The 25,204-nt window shown below is 37.4% G+C and carries 2 protein-coding genes; both read left to right on the forward strand.

What is annotated here, in order from left to right; all coding sequences use genetic code 11:
• Window positions 1-102: 102 nt before the first annotated feature.
• A complete protein-coding gene (locus RSE15_RS11040; protein WP_324068574.1) occupies window positions 103-8,919 on the forward strand; it encodes a putative Ig domain-containing protein in 8,817 nt (2,938 codons plus the stop codon).
• A gap of 285 nt (window positions 8,920-9,204) precedes the next feature.
• Window positions 9,205-25,068 carry a DUF8696 domain-containing protein gene (locus RSE15_RS11045; protein ID WP_324068577.1) on the forward strand — a complete coding sequence of 5,288 codons (15,864 nt, stop codon included), beginning with the start codon at window positions 9,205-9,207 and terminating at the stop codon, window positions 25,066-25,068.
• The last annotated feature ends 136 nt before the right edge of the window (window positions 25,069-25,204 follow it).

The raw sequence follows: 25,204 nt of genomic DNA on the forward strand, positions 1-25,204 counted from the left end.
AAAGTTGTCTTTCTAAAATATTTATTAACAGTAAGTTAATATCTTTATGTAAGTAGAAAAAATATTTTTTAGTAGTTTTGTCAAAAATATTGATAATCATACATGAAAACAAAACTTTACACAAAAGATTGGAACGCGCCACTTCAACCGGCAAGAACTAATAGTTTTTTCTCTTCAAGTTTTACATTGGAGATGGGGTTATGGAACGATTACTTAAATTTTAAAGGCATATTGTCAATTTTGATGGTTGCTTTTTTGTTTTTAAGTAGTCAGTTAACTTTTGGACAAACAACAATTTATTCAAGTAATTGTTCGAGTGCTTCAGCAAATTGGACGTATACAAATGGGACTACAGCCAATTCTGTACAACAGTCTGGCTATTGGCTAATTGAAGCAAATGATGTTATCATTTCTGAGGCGTTTAATGTGAGTAGTTTTAATCAGAATATTACATTAAGCTTTAAGGTTGCTACTTATGGTTCTGGGACAAATAATCCATGTAAGGTTGATTATTCAGAAGATAATGGGGTGACTTGGTCAACTACATCCTATTTATCTGCAACACCTACTTCAACGACTTATATAAATTCTGGGAATATTAGTTTGCCAATTTCAAATTCTAGTCAATTTAAAATTAGATTCAGAAACAATGGGACTGGAAAAGGTGTAAGAGTTGATGATATTTTATTTACAGGACAAGGTGTGGCTTCAACTCCTGAAATAAATAGTGTTCTTGTGGCAAATGCAAACTACAATACAGCATTTAATTACACAATTACAGCAAGTCAGAATCCAACAAGCTATAATGCCACAGGATTACCAACAGGATTGTCAATAAACACCACAACGGGTGTTATTTCAGGTAGCCCAACTCAAACTGGTGTTTTTAACGCAACTATTTCTGCTGCTAATACTGCAGGAACAGGTACTGCTACTTTGGTTATTACAGTGAGTAAGGGAAATCAAACTATTTCATTTGTTAGTATTCCATCAAAAACGTATGGTGATAGCGACTTTATACTAAACGCAACTGCATCATCGAGTTTGCCTATCACTTATACAAGTTCAAATCCTAGTGTGGCAACAGTCACTGGGAATATGGTAACCGTTGTTGGGGTAGGGGCAACAAATATAGTTGCTTCACAAAGTGGAGATGATAATTATAACACAGCTACTGCAGTAACTCAAGAGCTAGTTGTAAACAAAGCGAATCAAACAATAACTTTTGGAACATTAATAGATAAACTAGATTCCGATGCGGATTTTCAATTATTTGCAACTACGTCATCTGGTCTACCTATAACCTATACGAGTTCAAACGAATCTGTAGTTCTTATTTCAGGAAATACAGCTAGTATTGTTGGCCCAGGAACGGTTACAATTACAGCTTCACAAGGGGGTAATGAAAATTATAATGCAGCCATAGCTGTTACTCAAAATCAAGTGATTATAAATACAGCACTTGAAAGTCAAGAAATTACTTTCAATGCATTACCAGCAGTTACTTATGGGGATGTTGCATTTGAATTAGAAGCTACAGTAGATTCAGGATTATCCATTTCTTATACTAGTAGTGATGAAACGATTGCATCAGTTACAGGTAATGTAGTAACAATCCATAAACCAGGAACTCTTACCATAACTGCCTCTCAAGTAGGTGGAGACGGATATAATCCTGCAGCAAGCGTGCAACAAGAATTAATAATCAACAAAAAAAGCTTAACGGTTTCTAATGTAATTGTTGAAGATAAAATCTACAACGGTACAACAACTGCGGGGGTAACATCTTATGTCCTAAACGGAACAGTTGGAAATGATGCAATTGCTTTAAATACGTCAAATGCTGTTTTTGAAAATGCAAATGCTGGAACTAACAAATTAGTCGTTCCAAATTTCATTTTGAATGGAGTAGATGCTGGTAAATATGAATTAGTGCAACCCTCTAATGTAGTAGGTACTATTTTAAAAGCAACTCAATCGATAACATTTAATACATTACCAAGTTATACCACAGCAACACCTTCATTTATTTTAAATGGTACGGCATCGTCTGGATTAACAGTGACGTATTCAAGCTCAAATACTGCGGTTGCTACAATAAGTGGAAATACGGTTACTATTATAGGTGCAGGTACAGCTACAATTACTGCAATTCAGTCAGGTAATGATAATTACAACGCTGCTTCAGATGTCACACAATCTTTGTTGGTTACTCGCGCAAATGAAACACTAGTTGCTTGGCAATTTGGTACGCCTGCTGCAGTGGGTAACGAAACTACATACAATGCTACAACGAACGATAATAGATTAACAACAGCAGTACTCTCAAGAGGTTCAGGTATTTCTACAACAAGCTTAGGTAGGGCATTTGCCGCAACGAGTTGGTTAGCAGCTGCAGGTTCAAATACTAAATCAGATGCAATTACTTCAAATGAATTTTTTGAATTTAGTTTTGCTCCCAAAGCGGGTCAAGCAGTTTCATTAAAAACATTAGATGCTACATTAAGAAGATCGGGAGCTACTGCTCCAAATGCTTATATATGGAGATACAGTCTTAATGGTACTACTTTTAATGATATTGGTTCAGATGTTAACTTTTCAAGTACTGCAGATGGTCAAATTCAAACACAAATTAATTTAGCTTCAATAACTGAATTACAAAATGTACCCGCAGGAACAACTGTGAAATTTAGAATCTATGCTTGGGGAGGTACTTCTTCAACGGCAACTTTTTCAATTGGAAGATATGCATCAGGAGCTACAACAAATAGTTTAGTAGTTTCAGGATATGTAGATCAATTACCAGCTCCAGTTATCACTAGTTCTTTGAATGCTTCAGGAACAGTAGGTCAAGCATTCAATTATACAACAACAGCATCAAACGTACCATCTAGTTATAGTGCAGAGAGTTTGCCATCAGGTTTATCTATCAATACAACAACAGGTGTTATTGCTGGAACACCCTCAGCAGCAGGAACATTCAATGTGAGTTTGTCTGCAACTAATTTAAGTGGTACAGATACCAAAGTGGTAGTAATTTCAATTGCGAAAGCAAATCAAGTAATTACTTTTAATGAACTTTCTGCAAAAACATATGGTGACTTGTCATTTAGTTTAAATGGAACAGCTACTTCTGGTTTAGCTTTAACCTATTCAAGTTCGAATACGGATGTAGCTACAATTGTGGAAAATACTGTAACCATTGTTGGTGCTGGTAGTACAACAATTACAGCGACTCAATCAGGAAACGATAATTACAATTCAGCTATAGAAATAGCTAGAGAATTAATAATAAATAAAGCGGATCAAACCATTACTTTTGAACCATTAGCTAGCAGATTAGATACGGATGAAAGTTTTACATTAACCGCTACAGCTTCTTCTGGGTTACCAGTTTCATTTACTAGTGAAGATGAATCGATTATTGCAATATCTGGAAATGTAGCAACGATTGTTGGTTCGGGTACTGCAATTATTAATGCTACACAGGGAGGAAATACGAATTATAATCCTGCAATATTAATTTCTAGAGAGCAATTAATTATAAATACACAATTGGCTAATCAAACCATTACGTTTGAACCGCTAACAGAAAGTAATTATGGTGATGCCCCATTTGGTTTAAATGCAACAGCAAGTTCAGGATTGGCGATTAATTATACTAGCTCAGATGAAGCAATAGCTTCTATTAATGGAAATATTGTCACACTATTACAACCAGGAACGGTAACTATTACAGCTTTACAAGGAGGTAATACAAGTTTCAATCCTGCACCTGCTTCAATACAAACATTGGTAATTGGTAAAAAACAACTATCAGTAAGTGAAGTAGTGGTGGCTGAAAAAACGTATGATGGTACAAACAATGCACAAATTAATAGTTATCAATTAAACGGCATTGTAAGTACGGATGAAGTATCACTTACAAATAGTGCTGTCTTTGAACAAGTTGGTGTTGGACAAGATATAGCTGTGACTCCTAATTTTGAATTAACAGGATTACATGCAGATCGTTATACTTTAGTACAACCAACTAATGTTTTGGGTACTATTATTAAAGCGAACCAAACTATTACGTTTAGTGCTTTACCATCAAAAGTATTTGGAGATGCGGTCTTTACAATTTCAGCTATAGGTGGCGCTTCTGGACAACCAATTGTATTTACTAGTTCAGATGAATCTATTGCAACTGTTTCTGGTAATCAGGTAACAATTTTAGCAGGAGGTACGGTACAGATTACCGCAAGTCAATTAGGAAATGAAAATTATAACGCTGCTGTTTCTGTTTCACAAGATTTAGTAATTGCGCCTAGAGTGCAATTTATTAATGGTTTTACTAGTTTAGGAACCAAGTATATTTCCACATCACCATTTCCATTAAATGCTACGGCTTCTTCAGCTTTAGAGATTGTATATACGAGTTCTAACACAGCTGTTGCTACTGTTGAAGGAAATGTGGTAACTATTGTGGGGGTAGGGCAAACAGAAATTACTGCTACTCAGGCTGGTAATGCAAATTACGAACCAATTACGCAAGTAAGATCGCTTAAAATAATACCAGACCCAATTGCAGCATGGAATGTTTATGGTTTAAATCAAACCGCTACAGCAACTGCGACATCATTTGCTAATCTAGTAACAAGTAATAATGGAGATTTATTAACCAGAGGAGCAGGTGCTGGAGCAAGTATTGGTGCCAACTCATTTAGAACAACTGGCTTCAAAAATGATGGAATTAGTGTAAATAATACAGATTATTTTCAATTTCAGTTACAACCAACTGAAGGGTATCAAATGAATTTAGCTTCAATTGATGCTTCCTTTGTTGGAACAGCTTCTTTCTTTGCAAATGCTGGTGTAACTTCTCAGTTTGCTTATAGTTTAAATGGTACCACTTTCACGCTAATAGGTAATCCAGTAACTAGTGCAGTTTTAACAATGGATACCGTTGACTTGAGTCAAATAGCTGAATTGCAAAATATTCCAAACGGTACAACAGTAACTTTTAGATATTATGCAAGTGGACAAACCACAACAGGAGGTTGGGGATTCAGTTCGCCAGCACTTGATGCTGATGCGTTGGCAATAGGAGGTTCATTAGTAGCCTTGCCTGCAACACCACAGATTACAGCAGTTCAAAATTGTGATGGAACAGTAACTTTAACAACAGACGCAACAGGAACAATTTTATGGTCTACTGGTGAAACGTCAAATACTATTGTGGTAACATCAGCAGGTAGTTATTCGGTAACACAAACAATTAATAATATTACAAGTAATTCAGGTTTAATTAATGTATCACCTATTTTAATTACTACACCTATTGTTGAAAACCAATCATTTTGTAGCAGTGTTGCTCCAAAAATATCCGAGATTGTAGTAGCAGGCCAAAACATAAAAGTATATGGAGATAGTAATAAAACCATACTTTTAAATGGTGATACCCTTTTGGAGTCAGCAACCTACTATCTTACTCAAACCATAGGTACTTGTGAAAGTGAAGTCGTAGCTATACAAATTACAATAAACCAAGCAGTTACTTACTATGTAGATGCAGACCAAGATGGTTATGGTTCAACAGCAACAGTTTCATTATGTGTTGCTACAGCGCCAGAAGGTTATGCAGCTAACAATACAGATTGTGATGACACCAACAGTCAAGTATGGCAAACAGGCAGTTTCTACGTTGATGCAGATGCAGATACATACGGAGCAGGTCAAGTTGTTTCATTATGTTATGGAGCTACTACACCAGCAGGTTATGAAGCTAACAATACAGATTGTGATGATACCAACAGTCAAGTATGGCAAACAGGTAGTTTCTATGTAGATGCAGATGCAGATACATATGGAACAGGAGAATTAGTTTCAATATGTTATGGAGCTAATATACCAGCAGGTTATGCAGTAAACAATACAGATTGTGATGATACCAATGCACAAATTTGGAGAAGCGCTACATTCTATGTAGATGCAGATTCAGATGGCTATGACAATGGATCAGCTTCAGTTTGTTATGGAGCAAATACACCAGCAGGTTATGCTACAACAACTAATGGTTCAGATTGTAATGATAACAATGTAGACATCCACACAGCAATCACATATTATGTAGATGCTGATCAAGATGGTTACGGTTCAACTACAACGGCTTCATTATGTTCGTTGACAGCGCCAGAAGGTTATGCAACAAACAATACAGATTGTGATGATACCAATGCACAAATTTGGAGAAGCGCTACATTCTATGTAGATGCAGATTCAGATGGCTATGATAGTGGATCAGCTACAGTTTGTTACGGAGCTAATACACCAGCAGGTTATGCTACAACAACTAATGGTTCAGATTGTAATGATGCAAATGCTCAAGTATGGCGTACAGGCAGTTTCTATGTAGACACTGACGGTGATACATACGGAGCAGGTGATGCAGTTTCATTATGTTATGGAGCAAGCACACCATCAGGATATGCGGTTGTAGCAGGAGATTGTAACAATTCAAGTGCATCAGTTAATCCAGGAGCTACAGAGATTTGTGGTAACTCAATTGATGACAACTGTAATGGACAAACAGATGAGGGATGTGGAACACAAGTTCAATCTTCACAATGTGGAGTTGCTGTTGCTTCATTCAGTACAAATGTTTTAGCTGATTTAGTTACTGGTGCTACTCAATATAGATTTGAAGTTAGTAGAGGAGCTACTGTATATGAATATACAAATACTTCATCTAATTTCTTTAGATTTAGTTACTTAACTTCTTTAGGATTTGTAAATACTTATGCTACGACTTATTCAGTTCGTGTAAAATATTTTAAATCAGGAGTTTGGAGTGATTATGGTAATTCATGTAATGTTATCACACCTGATGTTCCTTTGACTAAGGTACAAACTTCTCAGTGTGGTATCACATTAGCATCTTTATCAACACAATTAACAGCAGACGCTATATCAGGTGCTCAAGCATATAGATTTGAGGTTACCAATGGTTCAAACGTAAGAACATTTACCACAGTAAATGGATCTACACGTACTTTCCGTTTAACTGATTTAACAGGAGGTCCTACTTACGCAACAACCTATGCTGTAAGAGTAGCTGTTATGTATAATGATGTTTGGACATCTTATGGTACATCATGTAACGTTACTACGCCTGCTTTACCATTAACTAGCGTTCAAGTATCACAATGTGGTGTTACATTAAGTGCTTTCGATACTCCTATTTATGCTACATCAGTAATAGGTGTAACAGGATATAAATTTGAAGTAACTAATGGTGCAACAGTAAGAACTTATACAGCATTGAATGGATTGAATTATTTTAACTTAACACAGTTGACAGGAGTAATAACTTATTCAACGGTATATAGTATAAAAGTATCTGTCCTTAATAATGGTGAATGGAGTGCGTATGGAAGTTCATGTAATGTTACTACGCCAGACCCTTTAACTAAAATTGCAGCCGTTCATTGTGGAACAACAGCTACATCTTCAACTACTCGTTTTTCGGTAGATGCGATATCAGGTAATCCTACGATTTCAGCTTATCGTTTCCAAGTAATAAGAGGATCAGAAGTTAGAGAGTTTACTACAGCGAATGCAACACAAAACTATTTCCGTTTTTCTGATTTAGGCGTAAGTCCTTATGGAACTTCATATTTAGTTAAAGTTGCGGTATTACATAATGGAGTATGGAGAGCATATGGTGCAGGTTGTACATTGACTACACCAGCTTTACCAGCTACAAAAGTACAAGCATCTCAATGTGGTACAACTTTATCTAGTTACGGTAATACAATTTTTGCAGATGCAATATCTAACGTTAGTAGATATCGTTTTGAGATTACCAATACAGTAACAGGAGCTATAAGAGTAATTACTACAGCAAATGGTACCGTAAGATCATTCAAATTAACAGATATGTCAGGTGGAGCTAATTTTGGCACTACTTATGCTGTTCGTGTAGCAGTAGAAAACAATGGTAATTTTGGACCTTATGGAGTTTCTTGTAATTTAACTACACCTGCCTTACCATTGAGTAAAGTTCAGTCTTCACAATGTGGTATTGTAGGAATTAGTTTTGGGACAAAAGTTTATGCTGATATAGTAGCAGGAGTTACTAAGTATAAATTTGAGGTAACACGTGGTAGTGAAGTTGGATATTATGAGACAACATCTACGACAGATAACTTCTTCCAATTGGCTAATGTTTCAGGAATTACACGTAAATATGCTACAGCTTATACAGTAAGAGTGGCTGTTATGAATAATGGTTTATGGAGTGCTTATGGCACATCGTGTAATGTGACTACTTCATCTTTACCATTAAGTAAAGTTCAGTCATCACAATGTGGAGCAACATTGGCAGGAGGTGTAAATACAACTATTTTTGCTGATGCAGTATCAGGAGTAGAGGCTTATCGTTTTGAAGTAGCCAATGCCAATGCATCAAATCCGTTGTATTTTACCACATCTTCGGGATCAATAAATTCATTTAAATTAAGAGATGTTGTTGGCTTCACTGGAGTTGCAGGATCATCTTATAGAGTAAAAGTGGCATTATTGAATAATGGAGTTTGGAGTTCTTATGGATCAGTATGTAACGTAACGTTACCAGGTACAGCACCAAATACAAGAGAAATAGAGGAGGAACTTCCAACCAATACTACCATCTTTGCAGTGAAAGGGTATCCAAATCCATACAATGCGTATTTCACATTATCGTTAGATACACCGAGCGATGCGATGGTATATGTAAGAGTATTTGATATGACAGGCAAACTAATCGAAGATAGAGAAGTTGCACCGTCATCGTTAGAGAGCTTACAACTAGGCGCAGAATGGGCATCAGGAGTTTACAATGTAATTGTAGCCCAAGATGACCAAGTGAAAACCATTAGAATGGTTAAAAAAGAGTAAGGTAGTAACACAAGTACTGCATAAATCAGTACAAGTGAAACCAACTTATAAACAAGAGGAGGCTGTCGTAAGACAGCCTCTTTTTTTTGGATATATTATAAAGTTTGAGTCTAGATTATTACTTGCTAAACATTAACTTATTATTATACAAAGTAAATACTCAGGGTGTATTTTATCGATTTTTTTTGTATTAGAGCCTTTTTTTTATAAATAATATTTTTTATAAATTATTATTTTGTAACTTTTCCAACATTTTTTAATATTTATTAACAAACAATTAACTTTATGGAAAACAATTATTTTTCGCGAACGAGAAGCTTTTTTGAAGCTTTGTTTGCAAAAAATGTCCTCCTTTTAGCGCTGACGCTGTTAGCTGCTTTAGGGATGGAGGCGCAGACCACTGTGTCGATTGGTTCGGGGAACACGAGAAGTGCCAACCTTCCAATTATTTCTAATTATGGTTATACTTATTCCCAACAGTTGTATCTCGCTAGCGAGTACAATACTGCAGGAGGAACAGGTTTAACCTCAATTAGTAAATTGCGCTTGTATTACAATGGTACAGGAACAGGTACAGCAGCAGGAACATCTCCTGCGACTAGTACTTTTGATGACTGGACTATTTACATGGGTAATACTAGTAAAACTAGTTTTGCTAGTACAACAGATTGGGTGCCTAGTTCGGCATTAACACAAGTGTTTTCAGGAACAGTTACTTTTCCAGCGGCAGGAAACTGGATGGAAATTACGTTTGCTACCCCTTTCCTTTGGGATGGGACTAGCAACTTAGTAGTAGCGGTTGATGAGAATAAAGCAAGTTTTGGCACTTTAGTTTATTGGGGAGCCATTACTACAGGGGTAACCAATCGCGGAATTGTCTATCGTAGTGATGGAACAAATCCTAATCCTGCCACTCCGCCTACAGCAAGTAGCAGACAATCAGGGATTCCATTTGTTCAGTTCGTGGCACAAGCGGCAGCAGGATGTCAAACACCAGCAGCGCAGCCTACGGCTTTAGCGTTTTCAAGTGTAACAGGTACTTCATTGAGTGGTACTTTTACAGTGCCTTCACCAGCCCCAACGGGTTATATGGTGGTACGAAGCACGAGTGCAACTGCACCAACTGCACCTACAGACGGAACGGCACTTGCGGTTGGTTCCACAGCTTTAGGAGCAGGTACATCTGTAGTAGCTAATGCGGCTACAGGATCTTTCACAGATTCTGGTTTGTCAGCTAATACACAATATTATTATTATATTTATGCATACAATTCAGGTTGTGTGGGAACACCACCAAAATATTTAACTACAGCTCCTTTAACAGGAAATGTAATTACATGTATGCCAACACCTTCATCATCAACAGCTACAGCGTTGACCACTTCTAGCTTTACAGCGAATTGGACAGGAGCAGTTTCTGATGCAGGGTATGAATTAGAAGTTTCTACTAGTAGTACATTTGCAACTTTATTAGCAGGTTATCCTGTGACGGTTGTTAATAATGGTACAGGTATTGGTTCTTATGTGGTTTCAAATCTTTCTCATTCTACAGTTTATTATTATAGAGTGAGAGCTACAGGAACTACATGTAATAGTGCTAACAGTGCATCACAAACAGCAATAACTAGTTGTGGTGTTAATACTGCGCCAACAGTTGCTCAAACATTTGCGTCTTATGTACCAGTTTGTTGGTATGAAGCAACGGGTGCTATAGGAGGAACTGTAACAGCAGCCGATGGCGGATGGATGTCCGAAGCAGGAATGGCTAATACAGGAACTAATGCGGCTGTTAGAATTAATTTATACAGTACCAAAAATGATTGGTTGATATCTCAATCTATTGATTTGGGTTCAGGAAGAAATTTTGCGGCTAGATTTAATATGGCTGTTACCAGTTATTTAGGAACAACTGTTCAAAGTACATTAGGGACACACCAAGTAAAAATTGTAGTATCTACAGACAATGGATTAACTTGGTCGGCAGCTAATGTAGTTAAAACATATACAGGTTCAGGGACTTATAGTGCAACAGGTGTAACTGAAACTATTAGTTTAGCAGGTTACACAGGTGTTGTAAGAGTAGGTTTCTTGGCACAAACAACTAGTACTTCACCAGATATTGATTTCCATATCGATAACTTTGAAGTAGTAGCGGTGCCTCCAGTAGTTACTAGTTTCTTGCCAGCAGGAGCTTGTGTAGATAGCGGTGCTTCAGTTACTATTACAGGAGCTAATTTAGCAAATGCTACAGGAGTTACTGTAAATGGTACAGCAGCTACAATTACAGCTAATACAAGTACTTCGTTAACTTTTACACTTCCAAATGGAGCATCTACAGGTGTGGTTGCGGTAACTACTGCTGAAGGATCAGGAGCTAGTACTGCTAACTTTGTAGTGAATGCGTATCCAGTTTTGGAAGATATTGTAGGAGGAGGAGTGTCATTGTGTAAAGACGGAAAGGTTACGTTGTCAAATACCACTTCAGGAGGTGTTTGGACAAGTTCGAATACAGCAATTGCAACAGTAGATGCTGCAGGACAAGTAACAGCTGTTTCAGAGGGAACAGTTACGATTACTTATACTGTAACAGTAAGTGGTTGTGCTACGGCAGAAACTACTTCAATTACAGTAAATAATCCTCCAGTAATCACTGCTCAAGCTAACAATCAAATTGTGTTAGATGGAGCAGATGCTTCTTATGCAATTACAGCAACAGGTACAGGTATTACTTACCAATGGCAAGTAAGCACAGATAATGGAGCTACTTGGAACAATATTGATGGCGCTACGAACTCTTATTATATAGTAGCAGCAGCTTCATCAGCAGACAATGGAAAACAATTTCAATGTGTGGTTTCAGGAACAGCACCATGTACAGCAGCAACTTCAAATGCTTACACTTTATCAGTAGGTTCAGTGAGTATTACTGCACAACCAACCAATCAAACGGTTTGTTCAGATGCGGGTGCTACTTTTGCTATTAGTACTGCAGGTGAAGTTACTTCATACCAATGGCAAGTAAGTACAAATGGTACTACTTGGTCTGATATTGAAGGGGCTAATGCAGCTACTCTTGTTTTATCAGGTTTAACATCTACAAATACAGGTAATAAATACTATTGTATAATTAATGGCGGACCAGCTAATGGTGGAGTTAATTCAGATCCAGCTACTTTAACAGTTTATGATGCGGTAGCTATTGGAACACAACCAGCTAATCAAACGGTTTGTTCTAATAATGCTTCAGTAACTTTTACAAGTGCAGCAACAGGTTCAGGATTGTCATACCAATGGCAAATGAGTACGAACGGTATAGATTGGTCAAATGTAACAGGGGCTACTTCAGCTGCTTATACAATCAATACGCCAAGCGTTAGTTTAAATAATAACCAATACCGTGTAGTAGTATCAGGAACAGCACCTTGTAGTGCAGTAACTTCTGATGCAGCAACATTGACAGTTAATCAAGTGGTAGCAATTACGACACAACCAGTTGCTGTTAATCAATGTTCTACAGTAAGTTCAGCTTCATTTAATGTAGCAGCTACAGGTACAGGATTAACATATCAATGGGAATTCTCTACTAATGGTACAACTTGGAATCCTTACATAGGCGCATCAGCTACTTCAAATACATTAACAGTTGATTCACCAGCTACGTATGCTGGAAATTCGTTCCGTTGTGTAGTAAGTGGAACAGCTCCATGTACTTTTGTAACATCAAATGCAGTAACGCTTTCTGTTTCTCAAATTTTAGGAGGAACATATACAGTAGGTACTGGTGGAAACTATGCTACTTTAACAGCAGCAGTTGCGGCATATAACAATGCACTTTGTTTCTCTGATAACGTAGTATTTACACTTACAGATGCTACATATTCTACAGCAGAAACATTCCCAATTGTTATGAATGAAAATGCAAATGCAGGAGTTTACACAGTAATGGTTAAACCAGCAGCTGGTGTAACAGCAGCAATTACAGGTTCTTCAGCTTCAGCAATTATTAAATTGAATGGTGTTGATAACGTAACAATTGATGGTTCAAATAGTGGTGCTTCAGATAAAAGTTTAACTTTTGAAAACACTAATACGGGTACTTCATCAGTAGTAGTTTGGATTGCTAGTGCATCAACAACAAATGGTGCTACTAACAATACAATTAAAAACACTATTGTAAAAGGTGGAAGTGCTTCTGCATTAGCAGCTATTATGTCAAGTAGTGGAACAACTGCTGGTGGTGTAGCTGAAGCATCTAATACTAACTTAACAATTCAAAATAACTCTGTAATGGAAGCTTATTTTGGTATTGGTGTAGCGGGTAATTCAACCTATCAAACAGGTTTATCTATTGTAGGTAATAGTGTAGGTTCAGAAATTGCAGCTGAAAAAATTGGAGCTGTTGGTATTTTTGTATCAAACAATGATAATCCAAATATTAGAAACAACTACATTTTTAACATAACTACTAGCACTGCAACAGTTAATGTGCAAGCTATTCAAATAGCTGCTGGAGTTATTAACGGAAGTATAATTGCAAACCGTATAGAGAGAATTAGAAATTCTAATACTTCAGGTTATGGTGCTTATGGTATTAACTTCTCATCAGCTACGGGTACTACAGGTACTTTAGTAGCTAATAATATGATTAGTAATATTGAAACAGCTAATTATAGTACAACTTCTCTTACTTGGAATGCTTTTGGTATTCGTGTAGGAGCAGCCGTTCCAAACTTGAAATTCTACAACAATACTGTTAATATGTATGGTAATGTGGCTTCAGGTTTTAATTCTGGTATTTCTGCTAACTTTGTAACTACAGCAGCGGCTGCTAACATTGACATGAGAAATAACATTTTTAGAAATGTACAATCATTCGCTATTAGTGGTTCATCGGCTTACAATGTGTATTTAACATCAGGAACTACATTTGCTGATATCAATTATAACAACTACGTTGGTGCTACATCAACAAATACAACTTATAGATTAGGTTATAATGGTACTACTAACGTAGCTGATTTAGCAGCATGGAAAACGTTTACTACTAAAGATTTGAATTCAGTAGCGATTGCTCCAAATTTTGTGTCTAACACAGATTTACACTTAGCAACGGGTACAAATGCAACTTTAGATAATTTAGGAACACCAATCGCAGCGGTTACTACCGATTTTGATGGTGATGCACGTTCGGCTACTCCAGATATGGGAGCGGATGAGTTTTCTACATTATATTGTGGTGAGCCAGCTGTTGCAGGTACTTTAACAGCAACGCCAGCTTCATTATGTACATCTGGTTCTGCAACTATTGCAGCTTCAGGTTATATGGTAGGAGTAGGAACAACTTACGAGTGGGAATCATCAGTTGATGCGGATTTTACTACACCAGTAAGTATGGGTGCTGCTTCGGCTAATTATGCAAATGTTTCTACAGGAAACATAACAGCTACAATGTACTACCGTTTAAAAGTAACTTGTTTAACAGGTACACCTGTAAACAGTACTCCAATTGCGGTAGCAGTTAATACGCCAGCGGTTACTACAGTTTCTCCAGCAGTTACAATTTGTACAGGAGAAAGCACTGTGTTAACAGCAGCAGGAGGTGTATCATATGCTTGGTCACCAGCTACTGGATTATCTGCAACAGCAGGTGAATCAGTTACAGCTACACCAACGCAAACAACTACTTATACAGTTACAGGTACGGATGCTAACGGTTGTACAACAACCGCTACAGTAACAGTATCAGTAAATCTATATCCAAGTAATATTACAGTTGTACAAGGCTTACCTTCTGTTTGTACAGATGGTGTAATGTCTTTAACAGCTAATGGAGGTACAATTACGTTGCCTTCAACTCCTTCAGCATATATCATGAATGGTACTACAGGTACGTACACTGCAATTACAGGTACTACTTTAAGTAGTTCTGCAATTGGTGATGACGTTGGAGTAGGTAATTTACCAATTGGTTTTGATTTCCCATATAATGGAACAACTCAGACTGTTTTTGCAGCTTCTTCTAATGGTTTACTATTATTAGGAAATACATCTGCAACTATTTCTGGTTTTTCAGGTAATGCTTTAGCTTCTACAGCTAATGCAATTGCACCATTATGGGATGACAACAACACGACAGGTGGTTCTATTACGTATGCAACTACGGGAACAGCGCCTAATAGAGTGTTAACAGTTCAATGGACAGATTTGCATATTGCAGGAGCAGGAAGTTCATCTACTCCAACAATTTCAATGCAAGCGCAATTATTTGAAAATGGAAACATTCGATTTAATTATGGAGGAACTAGTGCAGCATTGTCTTCACCAACTTGCTCTATTGGTATTTCAGGGGCATCGGGTAATTACTTAAGTGTATCTCCACTTTCGCCAATTGGAACTTCAACAGCTTCTTCTACTGCAGAAAATACTTCAGTAAATACAGCTAATATTCCAAGTGGAACAATTATTACGTTTGCTAGACCAATGCAAGTAACCACTATGGTATGGGAGCCAGTAACTGATTTATATACAGATGCTGCAGCAACTATTCCATATACAGGTCAAAATGTAAATGTGGTTTATGTAAAACCAACTGTAGAAACAGAATACTTTGTAACAGCTAGCAATGGCGAGTGTACAAATTCTAGTTCAACTATGGTATCACCATTACCATTACCAGAGGTTACAGCATCAGAAGCTGTTACAATTTGTAACGGAAATGCTACTGAATTAACAGTTTCAGGAGCAGATACCTATGTATGGTCTCCAGCTACTGGATTATCAGCTACTACTGGATCTACAGTAACAGCTAATCCAACAGTAACTACTACTTATACAGTTACAGGAACAGGAGCTAACGGTTGTCAATCTTCAGATACAGTAACCGTAACAGTGAACAACCCTGTGGTAATTACCTATTTATCACCAGAACAAGGTGTTTTACCTGGTCAAACAGCTACAATTTCAGTAACTGCAACTGGTACAGTTTCAGGTTATCAATGGATGATGAGCGACGACGAAGGGGCTACTTTTGTGGCACTTGAAGCAGATGAAATTTTTGAAGGAGTTACTTCAAATACATTATCTATCAATAACGTTGACTTTGATTTCGCTGGTTTACAATTCCAATGTATGGTTTTAGGTACAACACCTTGTGGTGATGCTACTTCTGCACCTTATATTTTAAAAGTAAACAATGTAGGTATTCAAACTCACCCAGTAAGTGCAAGTATTTGTGAAGCAGGTACAACATCGTTCACAACGATTGCAACTTCACCTGACGAAACAGTTGAAATTACTTATCAATGGGAAATGAATACAGGAAATGGATTTGTTGCCATTGCAAATGGTCTTGATGCTTCAGGATTAACATTTGACGGTGTAACAGCAAGTACATTAAATGTTTCAGGAATTACGTTAGCAAATAACGGAATCGTATTCCGTTCTAGAGTAAATGAATTCCTTAATTCTTTTACAGCTACTTTAGCAGTAAACAATCCAGTTGTAGTTACTACATCTCCAGCAAATCAATCGGTTTGTGTTAACGGAGGTACAGCAACTTTTGAAGCTACTGCAACAGGAGATAATTTATCGTATCAGTGGCAAATGAGCACAAACGGTTCTACTTGGTCACCAATTTCAGGAGCTACAACAGCTACTTTAACAGTAACAAATCCTACAGTAAGTATGAATGGTTACCAATATCAAGTAGTAGTAAGTGGTGCAGCAAATTGTACAAGCGTAACTTCTAGTGCAGCTACATTAAGTATTAATAATCCAACAATTACTTCACAACCTACAGCTACAGCTGTATTAAGAGGTAATATTGCTACATTTACAGTGGCAGCTTCGGCAGCTTCTAGTTACCAATGGCAGTTCTCTACAAATGGAACTTCAGGTTGGGCAAATGTGGATGCATTACCAACAGGGGTAACTTATAATGGAGCTGATACAGCTACATTATCTGTATTTACATCTGCAACTACAGCAACGGGTGGTGGTAAATTCTACCGTTGTATAGTAGATAATAATGCATGTTCAGTTACTTCTGCAGCAGCTTTATTAACAGTTAACTGGTTTTGTACACCTGCACCTTCTTCAGTAGATGGTATTGGTATTACAAATGTTACTATGGGAAGTATTAATAACACTACAGTTGCTGAAACAGGTAACTATGGTGATTATACCTCTCAAAGTACAACGACAACTCAATTGTCAACGGTTAACTTTGATATTACGTATGCAACAGGATATACGTATGGTACTAAAATTTGGATTGACTTTAACGATAATGGATTGTTTACCGATGCCGGTGAACAAGTATATTTCGGTTTATCAACAAGTGCTAATCCAACAACATTATCAGGAAGCTTCAACATTCCTTTAACAGCACCACTAGGCGCTCACAGAATGAGAATTGGAGGAACAGATAATGATGCTGGCCCATCTACACCATGTTATACAGGAGCTTATGGTTCTTTTGAAGATTATACAATTAACATTACACCAGCACCTACTTGTGATAGTACACCAGTAGCAGGAACTGCAACAGCAGGAAGTACTTATGTGTGTACTGGATCAGCAACAAATGTAGCTGTAACAGGACAAACAAGTGGTGTATTAGGTATTTCTTTACAATGGTATGCTTCAACAAATAACGTTGACTTTACGCCAGTAGCAGATGCAACAGCAGCTACTTTAGTAACAGCAGCGTTAACAGAAGGCACGTATTTCTATTGTACAGTAACTTGTGCAACTAGTGGTTTAAGTGCTAATTCTACTACTGTTTTTGTGGAGGTTTACAATCCTGCAATTACAGCTACTACAGAAGCAGCACGTTGTGGAACAGGTACAGTAACGCTAGGTGCAGAAGCAAATGCTTCAGCAACTATCAATTGGTATGCTGCTGAAACAGGCGGTGCATCATTAGGTACTGGTACAACATTTACTACACCAAGTATTGCAACTACTACTACTTTCTATGCAGAAGCATTCAGAGGTGGTGCAGTTGAAAATGTAGGTAATCAAGATACAGCTGAGGATGCAGAAGCTAATTTTAGTTCAACTTCTTCATCAGATGCAGGTATCGTATTTACTACATCTAAACCAAATGTTACGGTTAAAAAAGCATATGTATATGTAACAGGTACAGGTACATTAACCTTTACATTGAGAAATGCAGCAGGTACATCTATTGCAACTCATACTGAAAACGTAACTAATGCAAATTCAGGTACTGCCGTAGAAGTTTCGTTACCATCTACTTTCAGCGCTGCTACAGCTGCTGCAGGATATAGATTAACGATGACTAAAACAGGAGTTACTTGGTATTATTTTACAGGTAGTTATCCATACACTTCTAGTGCTGTTAACATCACTAGCGGATGGGGATGGGGAGCAACTACTACAGATGTAAGAGGTATTCATAATATTGATTTTGAAGCAGGTTGTACTTCAGCTAGAACAGCAGTTGTAGCAACAGTAGGTCAAAAACCAACAGCTTCAATGAGTTATGCAACGCCTTTCTGTAGTTCAGCTACAAATGGAAATGTAACTTTAACAGGAACGAACGAATTCCAAAATGGTACATTCGCAGGTTCTGAAGGATTGATTATTGACAGTGTAACAGGTGCTATTGATGTAGCCGCTACAGCAGCAGGTACATATACAGTAGTATATACTATGTTACCAACTACTTATTGTGAGGCACAAACTGCTACAACAACAGTAGTAATTAATCAAGCATTAACTTCAGATTTCTCTTATGATGCAGCAGCATATTGTACATCAGCTACAACTATTACTCCAACAGTAACAGGATCAGCAGGTACATTTACAGCTACTCCATCAGGATTATCAATCAATGCTACAACAGGTGCTATTAATTTAGCTACTTCTGCAGCAGGTGAATATACAGTTACTAATACAGTAAGTGTTCCTGGTTGTGCTAACAGTGTATCAACAGCAGTTGTTACCGTAAACACAGCAGTGGCAATTACTTCACAGCCAGCAAATAGTTCTGTATTGCCGGGAGCAGATGTTAACTTCGCAGTTACTGCAACAGGAACAGGAATTTCTTATCAATGGCAAGTAAGCACAGACAATGGAGCTTCATGGAACAACATTGAAGGAGCTACAGCGGCTACATTAAGCTTAACAGCAGTAGCAGCAAGCGCTCAATATCAAGTGGTTGTTACAGGTGCAGCACCTTGTGCAGTTGTAACTAGTAATGTTGCAACATTAACAGTAAATTCAGCAGCTATTGCACAAAACCCAGTGAACTTCACAGCTTGTAACGAAGGAGCTAACACAGCTACTTTCTCAGTTACAACTACTGGAGAGGTTACAGGATATCAATGGCAAGTAAATGAAGGTTCAGGTTGGTCAAATATCGCTAATGGTGGTATTTATGCTGACGCAACTTCAGCTACTTTATCATTATCAGGTGTAGCTTTAGCAAATAATGGATGGCAATTCCGTTGTGTGGTGAATGAGTCAGTGGTTTCAAACCCAGCTACATTAAGCATTAACACAGCAGTTGCTATAGCAACACAGCCAGAAAATACTACAGCATGTTCTAATGGTTCAGCTACTTTTACAGCAGCAGCAACAGGAACTGGGGTAGCTTATCAATGGCAAATGAGTACTAACGGTACAGACTGGTCAAATGTGGCTGGAGCAACAAGTGCTACTTTAACACTTAATGCTATTACGCCATCAATGAACGGTAACCAATACCAAGTGATAGTTTCAGGTACTGCACCATGTAGTCCAGTAACTTCAAGTGCAGCTACATTAAACGTAAATACAGCAGTAGCAATCGCAACACAACCAGTAGGAGCTACTGTTTGTATCGATGGTTCAGCTACATTTACAGTGGCAGCAACAGGTACAGGTTTAGCGTACCAATGGGAAATGAGTACAAACGGTACTTCATGGTCACAAGTGGCTGACGCAACAGAAACATCATTAACAGTTTCAGGAGCACAGTTAACTATGAATGGTTACAAATTCCGTGCAGTTGTTTCTGGAGCTACAGCTTGTAGCGCAGTAACTTCTAACGAAGTAACTTTAGTAGTAGATCAACCAGCAGCACCAATCTTTACACCTGCTTCGGCAACTATTTGTGAAGGTAATGTTCAAACATTATCTGTAGCTTCTAGTTCAGTAGCACAAAATGGTGTAATTGGAACTGGTTCGGTTTCTAATACAGGCAATACTCCATTCAAAGGATATTGGGGAGGTAATAAAGTTCAGTATTTATATACGGCAGCAGAATTACAAGCATTAGGGTATACTAATGGTACAGTAATTACTTCGTTAGGTATGGATATTACAGCTTTTTCTAGTCCATTTACATTCAATGGTTTCACAGTAAGTATGAAAAATACAGCTTCAACTGTATTAACTTCTACTCTTGAAACAGGTGTAACGACTGTGAAAAATACATCTAATTATGTATTATCAGGTACAGCTCCGTTTACAGTAACTATACCGTTAGATTACCAGTTCACTTGGAATGGTACTTCTAATTTATTAGTAGAGTTCTGTTTTAATAATAATAATGGAGGTGGTTCATCAACTAATTCAGCAAACGTTAAGTCTTCGACTACTGCTACTAATCTGACTACATATTTTTCTTCAGATAGTACACCTACAGTTTGTTCAGCACCAGGTACTGCAACTACTTCAACAACAAGAGCAAATATGCGTTTTGGAGTAAATGGTGGTACTTTAGTTTGGAGTCCAACTACAGATTTATATACCAATGCAGCAGCGACTACACCATATACAGGAGGTCATGCAAGTACGGTATATGCTAAACCAAGTACTACAACACAGTATACGGTTACAGCTACAAAATCTAACGGATGTTCAAATGTGTCAACTGTTACAGTTACGGTGAACCCTAAACCAACATTAGCTTCAGTAGCGCAAGCAGCTGCAGTTTGTGAAGGATCAACGGCTACAATTAACTTAACAGGTTTAATTGCAAATAGTACATTCTCATTTGGTTATAAAATTGGTTCTGGAGCAACAGTAAACGTACCAAGTTTAACAGCTGATGCTTCTGGAAACGCTAGTTTCGATATCAACGTGGTAGCAGCAAACAATAGCCAAACTTTAACTATTACTGCAATTCAAAGTGCAGGTTGTACACAATTATTAACAGTTAATAATACAACTACTTTAAATGTATTACAAAATGTTACATATTATGTAGATGCAGACGGTGACGGTTTCGGAGACGCTACTACTTCAGTAGTTTCATGTCAAGGAGCACCAACAGGTTATGTGTCAAACAACACAGATTGTAATGATGCTAACCCATCAGTTAATACAACTGCAACTTTCTATGTAGATGCAGATGGTGATGGTTATGGGTCTACTACGGCTGCACAATTATGTGAGGCAATTGCACCAGTAGGGTATGCTTCAAACAATACAGATTGTAATGATAGCGATACGTTTGTATGGCAATCAGCAGTATTGTATGTAGATGCAGACCAAGATGGTTATGACAATGGTTCAGCTACGGTTTGTTATGGTGCATCAGTACCAGCAGGTTATGCAACTTCAACAAGTGGTGCTGATTGTAATGATGCTTTAGCTAGTATTCATACAGCAGTTACTTACTATGTAGATGCAGACCAAGATGGTTATGGTTCAACAGCAACAGTTTCATTATGTGTTGCTACAGCGCCAGAAGGTTATGCAGCTAACAATACAGATTGTGATGATACCAACAGTCAAGTATGGCAAACAGGTAGTTTCTATGTAGATGCAGATGCAGATACATACGGAACAGGTCAAGTTGTTTCATTATGTTATGGAGCTACTACACCAGCAGGTTATGCTGTAAGCAATACAGATTGTGATGATGCTAATGCATTAGCATGGCAAACAGGCAGTTTCTATGTTGATGCAGATGCAGATACATACGGAGCAGGAGAATTAGTTTCAATATGTTATGGAACTAATATACCATCAGGTTATGCAGCAAACAATACAGATTGTGATGATACCAATGCACAAATTTGGAGAAGCGCTACATTCTATGTAGATGCAGATGCAGATACATATGGAACAGGAGAATTAGTTTCAATATGTTATGGAGCTAATATACCAGCAGGTTATGCAGTAAACAATACAGATTGTGATGATACCAATGCACAAATTTGGAGAAGCGCTACATTCTATGTAGATGCAGATTCAGATGGCTATGACAATGGATCAGCTTCAGTTTGTTATGGAGCAAATACACCAGCAGGTTATGCTACAACAACTAATGGTTCAGATTGTAATGATAACAATGTAGACATCCACACAGCAATCACATATTATGTAGATGCTGATCAAGATGGTTACGGTTCAACTACAACGGCTTCATTATGTTCGTTGACAGCGCCAGAAGGTTATGCAACAAACAATACAGATTGTGATGATACCAATGCACAAATTTGGAGAAGCGCTACATTCTATGTAGATGCAGATTCAGATGGCTATGATAGTGGATCAGCTACAGTTTGTTACGGAGCTAATACACCAGCAGGTTATGCTACAACAACTAATGGTTCAGATTGTAATGATGCAAATGCTCAAGTATGGCGTACAGGCAGTTTCTATGTAGACACTGACGGTGATACATACGGAGCAGGTGATGCAGTTTCATTATGTTATGGAGCAAGCACACCATCAGGATATGCGGTTGTAGCAGGAGATTGTAACAATTCAAGTGCATCAGTTAATCCAGGAGCTACAGAGATTTGTGGTAACTCAATTGATGACAACTGTAATGGACAAACAGATGAGGGATGTGGAACACAAGTTCAATCTTCACAATGTGGAGTTGCTGTTGCTTCATTCAGTACAAATGTTTTAGCTGATTTAGTTACTGGTGCTACTCAATATAGATTTGAAGTTAGTAGAGGAGCTACTGTATATGAATATACAAATACTTCATCTAATTTCTTTAGATTTAGTTACTTAACTTCTTTAGGATTTGTAAATACTTATGCTACGACTTATTCAGTTCGTGTAAAATATTTTAAATCAGGAGTTTGGAGTGATTATGGTAATTCATGTAATGTTATCACACCTGATGTTCCTTTGACTAAGGTACAAACTTCTCAGTGTGGTATCACATTAGCATCTTTATCAACACAATTAACAGCAGACGCTATATCAGGTGCTCAAGCATATAGATTTGAGGTTACCAATGGTTCAAACGTAAGAACATTTACCACAGTAAATGGATCTACACGTACTTTCCGTTTAACTGATTTAACAGGAGGTCCTACTTACGCAACAACCTATGCTGTAAGAGTAGCTGTTATGTATAATGATGTTTGGACATCTTATGGTACATCATGTAACGTTACTACGCCTGCTTTACCATTAACTAGCGTTCAAGTATCACAATGTGGTGTTACATTAAGTGCTTTCGATACTCCTATTTATGCTACATCAGTAATAGGTGTAACAGGATATAAATTTGAAGTAACTAATGGTGCAACAGTAAGAACTTATACAGCATTGAATGGATTGAATTATTTTAACTTAACACAGTTGACAGGAGTAATAACTTATTCAACGGTATATAGTATAAAAGTATCTGTCCTTAATAATGGTGAATGGAGTGCGTATGGAAGTTCATGTAATGTTACTACGCCAGACCCTTTAACTAAAATTGCAGCCGTTCATTGTGGAACAACAGCTACATCTTCAACTACTCGTTTTTCGGTAGATGCGATATCAGGTAATCCTACGATTTCAGCTTATCGTTTCCAAGTAATAAGAGGATCAGAAGTTAGAGAGTTTACTACAGCGAATGCAACACAAAACTATTTCCGTTTTTCTGATTTAGGCGTAAGTCCTTATGGAACTTCATATTTAGTTAAAGTTGCGGTATTACATAATGGAGTATGGAGAGCATATGGTGCAGGTTGTACATTGACTACACCAGCTTTACCAGCTACAAAAGTACAAGCATCTCAATGTGGTACAACTTTATCTAGTTACGGTAATACAATTTTTGCAGATGCAATATCTAACGTTAGTAGATATCGTTTTGAGATTACCAATACAGTAACAGGAGCTATAAGAGTAATTACTACAGCAAATGGTACCGTAAGATCATTCAAATTAACAGATATGTCAGGTGGAGCTAATTTTGGCACTACTTATGCTGTTCGTGTAGCAGTAGAAAACAATGGTAATTTTGGACCTTATGGAGTTTCTTGTAATTTAACTACACCTGCCTTACCATTGAGTAAAGTTCAGTCTTCACAATGTGGTATTGTAGGAATTAGTTTTGGGACAAAAGTTTATGCTGATATAGTAGCAGGAGTTACTAAGTATAAATTTGAGGTAACACGTGGTAGTGAAGTTGGATATTATGAGACAACATCTACGACAGATAACTTCTTCCAATTGGCTAATGTTTCAGGAATTACACGTAAATATGCTACAGCTTATACAGTAAGAGTGGCTGTTATGAATAATGGTTTATGGAGTGCTTATGGCACATCGTGTAATGTGACTACTTCATCTTTACCATTAAGTAAAGTTCAGTCATCACAATGTGGAGCAACATTGGCAGGAGGTGTAAATACAACTATTTTTGCTGATGCAGTATCAGGAGTAGAGGCTTATCGTTTTGAAGTAGCCAATGCCAATGCATCAAATCCGTTGTATTTTACCACATCTTCGGGATCAATAAATTCATTTAAATTAAGAGATGTTGTTGGCTTCACTGGAGTTGCAGGATCATCTTATAGAGTAAAAGTGGCATTATTGAATAATGGAGTTTGGAGTTCTTATGGATCAGTATGTAACGTAACGTTACCAGGTACAGCACCAAATACAAGAGAAATAGAGGAGGAACTTCCAACCAATACTACCATCTTTGCAGTGAAAGGGTATCCAAATCCATACAATGCGTATTTCACATTATCGTTAGATACACCGAGCGATGCGATGGTATATGTAAGAGTATTTGATATGACAGGCAAACTAATCGAAGATAGAGAAGTTGCACCGTCATCGTTAGAGAGCTTACAACTAGGCGCAGAATGGGCATCAGGAGTTTACAATGTAATTGTAGCCCAAGATGACCAAGTGAAAACCATTAGAATGGTTAAAAAAGAGTAAGGTAGTAACACAAGTACTGCATAAATCAGTACAAGTGAAACCAACTTATAAACAAGAGGAGGCTGTCGTAAGACAGCCTTTTTTTTTTGGTTAAAATATATATGTATTATTTTATAGCAATTGTATAGTTTTTTTA

It is taken from the genome of Flavobacterium sp. (assembly GCF_035195345.1).
Taxonomy (GTDB): Bacteria; Bacteroidota; Bacteroidia; order Flavobacteriales; family Flavobacteriaceae; genus Flavobacterium.

What these genes read in the sequence shown, in the direction of transcription:
- RSE15_RS11040 (WP_324068574.1), top strand. Translation starts at nt 103, where the DNA reads ATGAAAACAAAACTTTACACAAAAGATTGGAACGCGCCACTTCAACCG.
- RSE15_RS11045 (WP_324068577.1), top strand. Translation starts at nt 9,205, where the DNA reads ATGGAAAACAATTATTTTTCGCGAACGAGAAGCTTTTTTGAAGCTTTG.